This window comes from Paenibacillus sp. Marseille-P2973 (assembly GCF_018101095.1).
In the GTDB taxonomy this organism is placed as follows: Bacteria; Bacillota; Bacilli; order Paenibacillales; family Paenibacillaceae; genus Fontibacillus; species Fontibacillus vini.
In genome coordinates this window covers 14,449-29,147 of record NZ_JAGQEH010000013.1, presented here as the reverse complement: position 1 = coordinate 29,147, position 14,699 = coordinate 14,449, and the positions used below count along the sequence as shown (strand labels likewise).

Sequence of the window (14,699 nt, the reverse complement as noted above, 5' to 3'; positions counted from 1 at the left end):
AACCACTTCCGAATCAAGTAGTCCGATGAATTTCCGGCTCGGGTTTCGTCTAAATAAACAACAGCATCAATGACAACAAACCAATTTGAAGATGAGGTGTTTAAAAATGGCATTAACATCCACATTCACGAGCATCAATCTGCCTGTAAACAACGTAGAACAATCGAGGGCATTCTTCACCGGACTCGGATTCGAGCTCCACCCGCAATTCCCCAATAATGAGGTGTCGGTGGCCATCATGATCGGCGATAACCTACAAGTTATGCTGATCGATGAAGCATTCTTTAAAACGCTCACGGAGAAGGAATCGGTCGATACGAGCAAGTATGCGCAGATGACTATTGCATTGGCTTTCGAGAGCCGGGAAAAGGTCGATGAAATCGTGAATACCGCGGTCTCCTTGGGCGGGAAATTACATGCTGAGCCTGAATATCATGGTCCCGTGTATCATTGGGGCTTCGTGGACTTGGACGGCCATTTGTGGGCAATCAACTGCATGAACACGGATGCAGCTCAGGGTTAAGGATAACGGAGAGCACTTATATTGGGATTAACAGGAAAGACGCCGGGAACCTACCCCGGCGTCCTATTAAAACCAGCTGAACCGTTCAATAATCAGTAAGATAACTGTTTAACAGCCAAAAGAAGCGTCAAAGACAACGAATTGTACTTTGACGCTTCCCTTAACGATGGTTTTGTTCTTATTTATGGTAAGGTTACCCATATTATCTACAGTGGGAATGGAAAGCACCCAATCAGGTGACTTTTTGGCGAAGAAGCTCTTATTCTCTTGAATCAATTCCCGTTAGAGTTAGGATACACTACGAACAATATTATATATATAATATGTTGTAGTTTCAGAGGACTTTAAGTCCTCAGTAAATCCATGTTTTTCATAAAACCTCTGTGCTATATTATTCTGATCATCCAATTCTAATCTAACATAACCTAAACAATTCTTTTCACAATATTCAATAGCCTTGTTTAATAGCTGTGTTCCTAACTTACTTCTTCGTTCAGTTCTTTTAGTGGCGATAAGGGCTATATATACTTCTTTTTCATTTACATAAAAAGAAATAAATCCCGCTACCTCATCATTACGATTTATAGTATATGTTAATGCAAAGGTATTGATTTTTTTTGCATACTCTTCTAGGGATCCAACCTTTTCTGAAATTTTAGGATTAAAGCTATCATCAAAGGTTTGTAATATTCCTAGAATCTCACTATATGAATTCAATTTTCTCATTTTTAATTCTATTGAATCCACTATTACTATTTTCCACCTTTCATGCATACAAAAAAGATTGTAGAGCATAAGTCTGGATACTTCTTCCCTAATTCGTAACATCCATCAAGATATTCCTTAGAGATAATATCTGTTTTCAATAACTGATCCCACTGGAAATTTGCTAAAGCCTTGAAGAAAATTCCTGAGGAGTAAATTATTTTCAGGCCCGATTGTTGTATATCCTTTCGTAACGTTTCTAGAGAGTATGTAACTCTATGTCCATGTTCACTTTCTGCTTTTGTTACGGACTCACAACTTGGTATAATCCCCATATTGACTGCAATCTGCCGTGAAGCGGCATTAGCATTCGGACATGCAATAAAAGCAACTCCCTTGTCACTCAGCCATTCATCATTTATCTTTTTAAGTAATCCTATACGATCGTCTATATGTTCTAATACATGGGTTAAAAATATATTATCATACTTTTCCTGTAGATTTACTTGTTCGAATATATCATGAATAAAATTTATCTTTCCGTTATCCAGGCTCTCTTTCGCAATATTAATTGCATCCTTTGATGCCTCAACACAAGTAATATTATCAAAAATAGTATTTAAACGCTTAGTAAATGCTCCCTGATAACACCCTAATTCTAAGGCATCCCCACTTACCATGTATGGCTCAAAAGACTTTATCATATAGGGATGCATAATATCAAAGTCAAAATTATATGCATATTGTCTACTATTGTCTTGTAATTCCTTATTATAATCTCTCATCTAATCCTCCACTAATTTCAGAATTCCAAATCCACTCTCGCCAAAATTATTTCCGTTATATAACATATACAAAGTTCCTTCCATTTCAAAAACATTAGGGTAGCATTGCATTCCACTATCCCATCCTGTTTCAGGTAGCCTTATTCCTGCGATTTCATCTGCTCTAGTCCAATTAACAAGATCATCAGAATATGCATATCCAATGCGATAGCTCTTTTCCCTATTCTTTCTAAAATCAGTTGCATGCCTATAACAGAAAAACATATGGTATCTATTTTTATAGAACACGACACTAGGAAGGGCTTGACACTCTAATGGGATTTTTTCACTAATAATTTGTCGTCCTTCTCGTTCCCAATCTAGGCCATTATTAGAAACAGCATGACCAATTTTATAAATTCTATCTGGTTCATTCTGGCCCGGGAACTGTATCCATTGAGTTCCATAAATATACCACATATGAAATAAACCGTTAAAAAATCTGACAAAACCATCAATGACGAGAAATGGCTCTTCTAAGGAACTCGTTAAAACAGGTCCATTTCCGACTCGCTTAAATGTTTTTCCACCATCATTTGATATTGTTAACCCAATACCGGTATCCGTTGAAACAGAGACTCTACGTGACCACCCACTTGTATAGCCATAAATTTTTCCTTCATATTGAAATGGACTAAATGGAAATATTCCATGCTCATCAAAGCAACCTAATTCTCCATTTTCCAAAACTGATGTCGATAGGTTCAATATCTTTGAGAATGTTTTATCTATATCAATAAAAGCTACTTTACTAATGTATTTTTGCCGTTCATCAATTTCGCAAAAAGAAAAATAAATTCTTAAATACGTATCATGAACCACAACTTGCGGAGATTTGGCAAAATTTAATCCGTACTCCCGAGGATCAAATATTAATCCATCCTTCGGCCCTACTCGATGCCATTTCATATTAAATCTCCTTCTAGCTCAGCCAATCCAAATCCATATTTACCCACTTCATTCCCGAGATATAGCATATATACTTTTCCGTCTAGCTCGAATACATTGGGATATGCAATCATTTCACTATCCCAATCACCCTCAACCTTTGAAACATTAATTCCGCACTCCTCATCCTTTCTAGTCCAATGTATTAAATCCCTAGAAACTGCATAACCAATCCTATAAGAGTTGTTAGCATTCTTTCTAAAATCTAAACATTTTCGATAGCAGAAGAACATATGGTACATACCATTTTTATATATTACATCTCCACATGCTTGCGCCTCATCTTCACCTAGCTTATTAGCTATAATATCCTTATTTAACTTATCCCAATGTATTCCATCTTTCGACGTTGCCATCCTAAGTTTATAGTAGATCTCTGGCCTTCCATTATCGACAGAAACCCATTTTCTACCTGCAGAATAAAATAGATACCACTTTCCATCGTAAATTCTAACTTTAGGAGAACACACCACAAATGGCTCTTCTATAGAATAGGAAACTACAGGTCCCCTTCCTATTTTCTTAAATGACTGGCCATCATTCTCGCTTATAACACAACCAATGGCAACATTAAAAGGTACTGATTCGCAGCGTGTAACTCCACCATAATATCCATATATTTTATCTCCATGCCTAACTACACTAAATGGATAAGTTCCAAACTCATCAAATTCACCTATCCCACCGAGTTCTACCACTGGATGGTCAGAAACTTTAATTACTTTTGTCAGGTCCTCCCGATCCAAATCAACATATGCAATACGACTAATGGTTTGCCCTTGTTCATTTGGCTTTTCACGACAGGAGAAATACACACGAACAAAACTATCAAATATTAGTACATTTTGTCCTTGTGCATAATTCCATCTCCAACTCGGTCTATTTTGATCCTCGCATGGATTAAATAATAACCCTTTCTTTTTCCAATTCAGCATACTGGCTCTCCTCTAATTTATCTGGCACCGTTTTAACATCCCGATAACTTGCTCTCTACTATTAAACATAAGGACATCAATTATTGATAGCGCAGACATAAATTCGTTCCCAAATTGTTCATATTGAATTGGCTCCATAGAGATAAACTTTAGATCCAAACCATGCTTACTAAACACATCTTTTGAATACAAATCCACTCCTCCAATAGGATTTATATATTCCGTTCCGTTTAATGCTTTACAAATAGCAATCACTCTATCCTGTGATCTCAAACTACTGTCTATATCTAATGAAGAGGACGTTACTATTTTTGTCTTAATCCCCAAGTAGCTTACTATGATATTGACTGAATGATATATAAACTCAAATAAATTCCTATTATCGTAAGTAAAACACTTCTCAACTAGCACAATAATATCCTCATAATAAGGAGCCTTCTTATAGGCTTGTTTTAGCTGATTAATACATTTAGTAGAGTTAAATGCTTCTGAAATATGTCGTTCTCTTATATCTAAAAAATCTGATTGTTTTTTTAAATCTATTGTAAAATAGTGATCTTTTCCTTGTACTAGATAGCGGTTTCGATTAATCCATCCTTTTTTTGTATATTGGATATTGTCATAAATAACAAATAAATCAACTTCGTTAATTAATTGAAAATATCCTAAATACGGTAAAAAGTAGGGCTGCATTATTCCAATCTTCATTTTATACTATCTCTTTCTTTTCAATTAGTTGTTTAGCTTCTAATAAAATTCTTCCTACTTGATCAACTAGATTGATTTGTTTTTCTTCCTCCGCTTTCTTTAAGGCTGCATTATGTTTGTGTTGATAAAATTCACTATCCGTTACATATCTCTTCACTTGATTCACCATGTCTTCTAACGTTTCACATTCGAATTCCTCTCCAACGGCACTAGCGACATCACAGTTTGGAAGTGTGACTACCGGTATACCTTGGAAAATTGAACATACCGCTCCTGCAGCTGCACCACTTCGTGGTAAATTTAAAAATAGTTTTCCTTCTCCTACAGCCCTATAAAAATTATTCGAATATCCCATATATCTTGAACGACTAATAAGCTTTTTACTAGTTGTGACTTGATCTAATGAAACTTGTCCTATAAAAATAAAATATATAGAATCTGAAATTTCCAATATAGTTTCTAACATTTCTACTACTATATTATTTAGCTCCGACCGCAAACGGTTTCCTGCTATAACTATTGGAAATGCACCCTCAGGAAGCGAGTCATATGTTGCTATTTCCTTCCCATTATCTTCTGGAACATATGGTATTCTAAAATCTATAATGGTTTGTTTTTTCTCTTCGATAAAACGCTCAATCTCATATGTTGACTTCTTATCACCTTTTAAATAACGTAATAAAATATCACTCTCTGAAACTACTAATTGTTTTGTTAAATTCATGCTCATCACAGTGAATACGCCATTAAATAAATCGGCAAAATTCTCGATACTTCCTAGTTTCCATATACACATCGGATTATAGTCGTAAATTGCTTCCACTAATTCTCTTTGTTCATTATTATTATTCTCATTTATGACAATCTGATACCCAGCAATCATCTTTGAAAACCCACAATCAAGTTCAAAGAATCTATCTAATTGTTGTGTTCGATTTTGAAATATAGGTGATATGCAACTGCCATAGTCATAATTTTGTTCAAATGCTACGATGGTATATACTTGCATATTATAAACTTCTTGAAGAATATAGATTAATTCTAACAATATACGAGTAGGTGCATGGTCTTCATCTATTAGCTGGTTCGTTACAATTACAATTCTATTTGAATTTCGATCTTTTAATGGAACATAAGGTAATTCTATCCCTAACTCATCTCTCCACAGTTTATTTATTTTGCTGTTTAACTGACGTTGTTTGAAATAGATATCCTTTTCAAGATGAGTTGTTACTTTATTGTTAAGCATAGTAATAACTTGGGTTTTATAGTGTTTTAACTCGCCTAGAGAGATTTCTTCGGTGCATAATATATCTAGTAAATATAATAGTACGTCAAAATCATGTAACTCCTTAATCAATACACTTAACAAAAACAATTGACTACTGTAGTCTCCGGCAAAACTATTCTGTATCTCCTTGATAACTTTATCTTTACCCAGCTGCTTACATTTTTCGTTATACTCTCCTAAGCAATTATTTTTTGCTTCTAAATACTCTGTAGTTACATTATTGCCAGATGCTTGAATGACTCTTAAAAAGTGTTCCAACTGGATAAATAAATTTTTCACCTTTTAATGCTCCTTATTATGTTAGTAATCTTATCTACTTCTTCTTCTGTCATATCAGTTGCTAATGGTAAAACCAAAATCTGCTTTGATATTCTATCTGCGACTGGCGTCTTTACAGCATTAAAAACTCCACTGTAACACTCTGCTTGATATGTTAATGGATAAAAATATTTTCTAGCGTATATCTGGTGGTCTTTTAACCATTCAAAAATATCATCTCTACTGTATCCCAGTTCTTCCTCTATAACTACTATAGGATAATATGAATAATTATATTTTACCTTTTCTTGTATACTTCGTATTTTTATCCCAGGCACCCCTGTCAATCTCTTATCATACCATTCGGTTACCTGTCTTCTTTTATCTATCTCATTTTCAATGTGCCTTAGGTTACATATTCCCATCGCTGCTTGAAATTCGTTCATTTTGGCATTAAGTCCAATTCCGTCAACTTCCTCCTGTGACTTAATTCCAAAATTCTTTAGCTGATATAATAACTTTCCTACTTCCGATTTATTGTAGACTACTGCTCCGCCTTCAATTGTGTGAAATACTTTAGTAGCATGAAAGCTAAACATTGAAGCATCACCAAAATTCCCAATTCCCCGTCCCTTATATTCGCAGCCAAAAGCATGTGCCGCATCATAAATTACTTTTAAATTATGCTTTTTAGCAATTCTTTCAATCTCCTCTACATTGCATATGTTTCCATACACATGTACCGGTAAGATTGCTGAAGTCTTTTCTGTTATTAGTGACTCTATCTTTGATACGTCTATCGTATAATCTTCTTCGTTTATATCACAAAACACAGGGGTTAAATTGCGTCTAACAATTGCATGTGTCGTGGATATAAATGTAAATGGAGTTGTAATTACCTCCCCTGTAATTCCAAGTGCATGAATTGCAAGTTCTAACGCTAAATGACCATTTACAAATAAAGAGATTTCATTTACTTTCAAGTAGTCTATTAGTTCTTTCTCTAACTTTTTATGCAAATCCCCCATATTCGTCAATATTGAACTTTCCCATAATCCTTTAATTTCATTAATATATTCTTCTAAGGGAGGCAAAAATGATTTTGTAACATATCTTGTTTTGTCCATAGTATTTTCACTCTCTTAAATTTATTTATGCTTATATTTTTTGTGTACTGACAGCATTTATTTTACTCTTTTATTTTCTGAGAGTAATTGAACACCGCTTTGTAACAAACTTAAAATCTATTTTAATGAGCGCCCACTTAAGGTTGTCTATTAACTTATATCGGAAAATAATCATAATTACATTACCTATTAAAACAGGTCACCCAATATTTTGTGGAAAATATATTATTTTATCATTTTCAACAAAAAGATACCAGAATATATTTTACATACCTTTACTATCCATGTACTCACCAATCACCTAAACTACTCGTAATCATTGCTCTTTTATGACTCTACCTACTCTTATTCAAGAACCCAACTCTCAATATTCCACTCTCTCAGGCCGGGCTAATTAATTTTACCAGTCCATAGTGAATTCAATAAGTATGCAGAAAAAGACACTGAGATATTATTCATCAGTGTCTTTTTTGGCCTTTTTCTACCGTTACTATAAGCGTTGCCGTCTAAAGCTGCTTAATGATGTCTTCCAACTCGTCGACCAAGCCTTTTGCCGTTTCAAAATCCGTATTTTTCAAAGCTAATTCGATCTGCATTTCAACGGCCTTTTTCTTTTGTTCGTTTTCCAAATAGTCTTTATCAAAGTGACTGGCGTAGATCATCTGTCTGAATTTGCGCATACTCATTTTTCTAATCGTCTTGTCGTCAATGATCAGCACATAATCCATGCCGTTTACGACGGAATAGAAATCATGGGATATCATCAAAATCGCGCCTTTGTAGTCTTCGATGGCTTTCTCCAGCGCAATCTGTGTATAGAGGTCCAAATGGCTGGTCGGTTCGTCAAGCAGAAGCAGGTCGGCTTGGCTACCAGCGACTTTAGCCAGTTGAAGCATGTTTTTTTCTCCACCTGATAATGATTCGATCTTCTGATCCAGAATTTCGCCTTCAAAGCCGTAGTTCGCAAGATGCGCTCTAATCTCGTCATACGTTTTGAACCCAGCGTCGATGAATTCATTAAGGATCGTATTCGAGTCTTTTAGCGTTTCGTCTTGAAGCTGCGATAAATAGGCCACTTTCACATCTGCATTGATTTCGATGGAGTCATGGTTGTTTTTGAAGATTTCGCGGAGCAAAGTCGTTTTCCCTGTGCCGTTCGGGCCGATGATCGCGACTTTATCTGTAGATTGGATTTCAAAATTAACGTTGTGCAGAAGCAGCTCGTCGAAGGCGACGCTGTAATTGGCAACCTTTACAACAGTGGCGTCTTCCACTTCACGATCCAGATCAAAACGAATATTCGGCTGCTTGATCTCGACAAACGGCGCTTTGATTCGGCGTGCTTCCAATCTTTCCTGAAACTTAACTCTGGCTTTTAATGCTCGGCCTCTGGACGCGTCTGCAACATTCGTTGCGATCTCTCTAAGATTGTCGATGATGTGATCGTATCGCTCGATTTCTTCGGCTTCGGCGACCGCGATTTCTTGCAGCTCGATCTTGGTCTGAAGCAGTGAGAAGTTATAATCGATATACCGCCCGTCAAACTCCTGGATCTCCATGTTTTCGAGGTGAATGATTTTGTTGAAGCAATGATTTAACAGATAGCGGTTGTGCGTAACGACCAGCAGCATGCCTTTGTGGGAATTGATCAATTTTTTGAGCGCATTGAGGTTTTCAAAATCCAAAAACACGTCCGGTTCGTCCATAATCATCAAGTCCGGACTGCCGAGCATTTCCTTCATGACTTGAATCAGCTTGAATTCCCCGCCGCTCAAGGAAGATACTCTGGCGTCTTTCAGCTTCATCAGATTGGCGAGATTCAGCTGCTTATTAATCGTGCTCTCGAAATCATCCCCGCCTATGGCATCGAGTGCGTCCAACGCCGATTGATACTTTTCCATCAGCGAATCCATATCCGACGTGGTTTCCATCTCAGCATAAATCGCGGTGAGCTCATCCTGGATCTTGATAAAGTCTTCCCCGATATATTCAAAAACGGTCATTTCTTTCGTTTTGTCCACCTGCGAGAACTGACTGACGTACCCGATTCTACAATCTGGGTCAATCTCCAGCTTGCCCTCGAACAAATGCCTTTCCGGGTCCATCAGCATCTCGATCAGTGTACTTTTCCCGCTGCCGCTCGTGCCGATAAAGGCGCAGTGTTGTCCTTCTTCGAGCGTGAAGGAAATGTTTTGATATAGTTCTTTTTGCGGGAAAGAGAAGGATAGGTTATCTATTTTAATCATGGAGTTACCTTTCTGAATCGCCATAACGGCGGGTATTGTGGGGTGCGCGGCAGCGTTTAAACTTAAGGTTGCCGATTTTCAGATTAACACTGTTTGGTGGGGAGTACAATTGGTTTGTAGGTTTTACTCTTGCATTGGAATTTTCTTCGCTAACTATTAGAGCTGAATTTGCGAAAACCTCAAGGCTCTGAGTTTTTATTTGTGATATGGTTCACCGCGCTGTCTGTAACGGCAAGTTTTAACCCATTATAGTGTCATTCTCCTTTTGCAAGAAGAGAAGTGTTAGTTCGTTCACAACATCCACATGCTCCATAGTCAGGGAATGACTTGCCCCAGCAATTAAATGGGTCTCAAGATTAGGAATTAAACGTCTAGCATTTGCTATTGCCTTCTCGGCCGGGTATATTACTTCTTTATCTCCTATAAGGAGCAGAGTAGGAATATTGTAACTTTGGAATTCCTCTTTATCAAATACAGTGGGCATCACTTGCAGAAGTGGTTTCGCATGGCGGTAACCCGTGATGACTTGAGAGCGAAAAAGAGGGTGTAATGGCTCCTCCTTGCCTGAAAACCATAAAAGGCATTGTCAATCCACTTCTCCGTGTGAAACAACAATGCAGGGTAAATCTTCGTGAAGAATTTAAAACTTATTCTATGGAAAGTTCCAGCAGGGGCATAAAGTAACAGCTTTTACACACGTTCCGTATAATCAAGCGCAAAATTTAGTGATAAGAAGCCGCCCATCGAATGGCCTGCCACTTATGGTACGGTTCACCGTAACGGGTAAGTAGCAAAAGAAGAATAGACGCCAGGCGTCTATTCTTCTAATAATTATTTACCCTCAATCTTTTTTGAATTGCCGGAGCTTTGCACGGAAAGGATTATCAGAATCGTCCGTGTCCTCGCCCTTATCAAATTTCATCGTCATATTCCAAATTTCAGAATTTGTTTTTGTATCATATCCTCTATTCAATATCATCGCGTCAAACACTTTGCCAATCGGTGGTCGCATTTCTCTTGAATATGTCTTCAAGTTATTTACATGTATGCTCCCCGTAACCTCAAATCCAATAATACGAACTTTTACATAATGCTCAATATTTTTTAAAACCTCACACTTAACAATCCGGCCGTAACCGAGGGAACCTAACACTTCAGGGATCGATTCACTCCCGCCAGTTGTTATTTCAATCGATTGATTAAAAGCCCTAGGTCCTTCATAACTAAAGCCCATTCCGAATTTCACTTTCTGATTAGTTTGGCTATGGTCGATTTCTCCTCCGGTGGCGTTTGGGTTAAAAAAGATTTCTATTCCGAACAATGAAATATAAGCGTGATTATCGTTAACGTAATGTTTTTCAGTAATACGACCTGTAAGCAAATGAAGATCATTCTTTAAGTCTTCATCCTTCTTGGTGACTCGGTAATCCCTAGCATTAATTAATTTACCAAGCCCCTCACCATTCCCACCTAACCACTCGTGAATAATAGTACTGTTGTGCATCCGCTCGGTCTTACTTTTTAATTCCCTAAGCAATCTAGGCAGTTCTTGTTCTGCTGCTGTACTACCATCGAGAGCCTTCAGGAACTTAAGAATGAAACGATAATAATACGCTTCTACGGAACCTGTTGAATGAGCCCAAGTATTTAATTTAATAATTGCGTCATCGATCACTTCATCGGGATTGTCTGATTTCAGCCAACGAATAGCATTAAACCAAATCCTTATATTTTCCGGTTCGCTCTTCTCTTCATAAAGATTTTCTTGCATTAACTCTACAATCCGCTTAATTTCAAGCTGATTTCTTTTATCTGGAGTAATTCTCTCATTTTTATTGTGATATGCCCTCGCGAGCATTCGTCTAGCCTGAGGCTTACGCTTATTTATTGTATTCTCCAAATATTTCTCCCATATAGAAATAGTAGATTCTAGATCACCCAACATAGTTTTTAATTCGGCATCCATCTCAGAAACGAGTGTTGCGTCACGGTCTGTCACTTTACTTTCGCAAGCCTTTGCTAAGGTACATGCCCTATCGACAAAATACATATACCAACTATCTGAATTATTAGCGAGGAATTCTGCCGAATCATAGTATCCTGTAGTATACTTTGCCATATCCACAATTCTAATGCAAAGATTAATATCAGATAAGTATCCAGCGATTCCAGAATCCATTGAGCGAACATCTTCAAAAATATTCATAGCTTGTTCTGCATCAGTTTTCAAATGCTCTATTAGTGCATTCATCTCATCCAACTCATTCTCCCTATAATGCTTACGAATTGCAGGGATGTATTTGTTGGTTATTCGGGAAGAATGACCCATTGCCTTCATGTGATAAAGCATCGGGTCCACTTTTCCTATTGATTGAGAAGCATCGATCGCCTCTTCAATAGCTTGGAAGCCTTTCTCATAATCCTTTTCAATATAGAAGTAGAACCGAGCCAAATGTGCAATAAAGTGAGGCTCATCTGGATATATAACTACAAGCTTTTTAAAAATACGACCAATAATATCATCCGATAGATTCGAGGTATAGCTATAAACCTCGCTCTCTTCTCGCAATTGTTCAATTAAAGGAGAAAACGTCGGCCTTGTTGAATCAGCATCTTCCACTCTTGTAATAAACAAAGATCTTAACAATTCAACTGTGTCACGGTTATAAAAATATTTATTTTTTCTAGAGTCCTCAATAAAACTCAACAAGTAATCCAACAAATTGATAAAAGAAATTTGTTCTCCATTTCGTCCGTTAGACAACTGAATTAATATTTCTGTCGCAAACATTGGGTATTTGATTCGAAATGACTTTTTAGATGGGTGTTTCTCCTGTAATGCTACCAAGCTATTGAATGCACTATCCTGCTCAAATAGGAAGTTCTCAATCTCAGAGTTTTCGAAAAGCTCTGCAAAAAACTGTACGTCAATGTCCTTGTTTGCGTAGTCGGCCAATGCAATGTAGCAAAGTATTTTCTTAGATTCGGGTATCAAGTCTTTGAAGAAGTTGGCCACATAATGCTTAACGCCCTTAAACTCCTTTTCAAAAGCATACATAGACATTATGAATGGTGACCGCTCTTCCGACTCTACATCACAAATCCGTTCCAGTTGTATCATATTTGATGGATCGCCAACGAAAGGCACTAAATTCAATTTCATTTCTTTAGCTTCTGTATCGTCTAGCAGTTTGAGCACTTCATTTGAATGGATTGATGAAGGCTTTGAAAATCTACCTACCCTTTCGATGTAATATATGTAAAATGGAAAATTTATTGCTTTGATCTCGCTGTGTAGCTTTCGGGCATCTACCGCCGAAATATTATTACTATCTGCCAAAACAAGTATGGGCAATTTACATAAATTATAGAGTTTCTCGAGTACACTAACCGTTTCATCCCCGAGATGTTCCTTTAGAATAAGTACCGGGTATGTATCGTGTAGCTCCCATGCAATTCTACGCATGGCGGTAGTTCCACCTATCCCTGGCGAGTAGTGAAGTGAACGAATCACTCGCCCCTTATCCTCAAGATCACGCACAATTTTCTTTACTGCCGTCTTATTTTCGTTTCTCCCGATATCAAAATGCTTTTTTAAACCATACCAACTAATTGGAACCATACCCCGATAGAAAAACTCTGGGTTTGTCCTCAAACTGTCTGCCATTTCCCCGGTTTCGATACCTTTATATACAAGTTCAAATGAATCGCTTAAACGTGAATAAAAATTTGTATCGAGCGGCTTGTCTCCGTCCTTTGTATGAATAATAATTGGACCTACATTAGAATTTGGTACAGTTGGAGGGGTCAGCTCTAGATGCATTAATAGAGACTCTAGCGTCAACGACGACTTTTTGAAGTTTTCATCTTCTATTCTTCCAAAATCGCCAACTGAAGAGAGTGCAAAAAAATCAATATCATTTCCGTTATCATAGGCAATATTGAAATCTTCGATTATTTTTTCAACTATCCGTTCTTCCACAAAGGAAACAATGACAACCTTTAGCGGTTTTGTATACTCAGCATGAAATTTATCTAGAAAGTCGGAGAGATTTCTCCCATACTTAAATTTCCAGTCTTTCTGATTTGCAATTGATTCAGGTTGATCAATGTACCCTGAAGCCATCACCCAGTATGGAGTCGTAGAATAGTTAAGCTGTTTTCTAACATTTTCACGACTCAAATCTCGAATAAGCGGATTTACACAGGTAATCTCTTTATACATAGTGGCTAACCCGTCAGTATCAGAAGATGGATCAAAATCGAACACTAAGTCCCATTTAACAGAAAATATGTTTCGAACGGCCTCTGTTTTTGCACCGGTTAACGATCCTACAATCAAACAATACGAATTCGTATCGTCAAAATCATCGCAATCTAGTTTTAACTCGTACCAAGCGTTTCCGTCTCCATAACTCGAATCATTTGAAGTGGACAATTCAGCATCGGGATCTATATATGCTTTTATGAACTTTCTAATTTCAGCGACCGAAATAAGGTATTTTTGGGGGTCTGGCACAACAGCTAGATGCTTCGGTCCGTTATTAACTAGAAACGCGTTTCGAGAAATGACGTTAAAATCAATACCTACTCGATCCGGCGGTGGTGAAGCCACTCTACCAATTTCTGAAATCAAATATTTGAGGTCACAGGATTTTCCACTAAGAGCCGCGCATAACCCATCACATTCTCTTTGTGTTATGACCTTAGACTCAAATAAAGCTTTGTACTGTAAATCCAAATAGTTTTTATAAGACCATTCGCAAGCATTGTACATTAGATTTCCGGCAGTTCTTAAGAAACGCGACGCTGTCTCTTCATCTCCCCCTGATAATAGTTCTTGAAACCTCTCGAAATTAGCAATGCTGCTGTTGAAATTTTCAATTATTTCAGAAGTGTTCGTGAAGTTGATCTGCCGACTAAAACGAGTAAATTCTGCAAGCTTCCTCTTCTTTCGGCCCATATTTCTCCCCCCCATTAGTTATCAAAGAAGTATATCGACTATAAACTTGGAAGTATTATGAAATTCACTAAAGACATTATAACTCTTATCTTTTAATTTTAATATTATTCTTCGAATATACTATTTGGGGGAACATTGTTTCCTTTGAGTTATCAGAGTCTGACCAAAATA

At 37.2% G+C, this 14,699-nt stretch carries 10 protein-coding genes; 1 reads left to right on the top strand and 9 read right to left on the bottom strand.

The window, feature by feature from the left end; genetic code table 11:
- Positions 1-106: 106 nt before the first annotated feature.
- Positions 107-523, top strand: coding sequence for a VOC family protein (locus KB559_RS20185; protein ID WP_211024444.1), 417 nt, complete (start codon positions 107-109; stop codon positions 521-523).
- Positions 524-811: 288 nt separating this feature from the next.
- Here the strand turns inward: KB559_RS20185 and KB559_RS20180 are convergent, their stop codons facing one another.
- From KB559_RS20180 to KB559_RS20140, 9 genes are all read right to left on the bottom strand, one after another.
- Entirely contained in the window at positions 812-1,270 is a 459-nt protein-coding gene (locus KB559_RS20180; RefSeq protein WP_211024442.1) for a GNAT family N-acetyltransferase, read from the bottom strand.
- 5 nt (positions 1,271-1,275) lie between these two features.
- Positions 1,276-2,013 carry a class I SAM-dependent methyltransferase gene (locus tag KB559_RS20175; protein WP_211024440.1) on the bottom strand — a complete coding sequence of 246 codons (738 nt, stop codon included), beginning with the start codon at positions 2,011-2,013 and terminating at the stop codon, positions 1,276-1,278.
- On the bottom strand, positions 2,014-2,961 hold the full coding sequence (locus KB559_RS20170; RefSeq protein ID WP_211024438.1) for a glycoside hydrolase family protein: 948 nt from the start codon (positions 2,959-2,961) through the stop codon (positions 2,014-2,016). It lies immediately after the preceding gene.
- Entirely contained in the window at positions 2,958-3,935 is a 978-nt protein-coding gene (locus tag KB559_RS20165; protein ID WP_211024436.1) for a glycoside hydrolase family protein, read from the bottom strand. The genes KB559_RS20170 and KB559_RS20165 overlap by 4 nt, the downstream gene beginning before the upstream one ends.
- 12 nt (positions 3,936-3,947) lie before the next feature.
- A complete protein-coding gene (locus tag KB559_RS20160; protein WP_211024434.1) occupies positions 3,948-4,643 on the bottom strand; it encodes a WbqC family protein in 696 nt (231 codons plus the stop codon).
- Position 4,644: 1 nt separating this feature from the next.
- Positions 4,645-6,213 (bottom strand): hypothetical protein, encoded by a 1,569-nt coding sequence (locus KB559_RS20155; protein ID WP_211024432.1) that lies wholly within the window; start codon positions 6,211-6,213, stop codon positions 4,645-4,647.
- Positions 6,210-7,319: a DegT/DnrJ/EryC1/StrS family aminotransferase gene (locus KB559_RS20150; RefSeq protein ID WP_211024430.1), complete on the bottom strand. Its 1,110-nt coding sequence runs from the start codon at positions 7,317-7,319 to the stop codon at positions 6,210-6,212. The genes KB559_RS20155 and KB559_RS20150 overlap by 4 nt, the downstream gene beginning before the upstream one ends.
- A 506-nt stretch (positions 7,320-7,825) precedes the next feature.
- Positions 7,826-9,565, bottom strand: a complete 1,740-nt coding sequence (locus KB559_RS20145) for an ABC-F family ATP-binding cassette domain-containing protein (protein ID WP_211024428.1) — start codon at positions 9,563-9,565, stop codon at positions 7,826-7,828.
- An 841-nt stretch (positions 9,566-10,406) separates the two neighbouring features.
- Complete coding sequence (locus KB559_RS20140; protein ID WP_211024425.1) at positions 10,407-14,528, bottom strand: hypothetical protein; 4,122 nt, start codon at positions 14,526-14,528, stop codon at positions 10,407-10,409.
- Between the last annotated feature and the right edge of the window lie 171 nt (positions 14,529-14,699).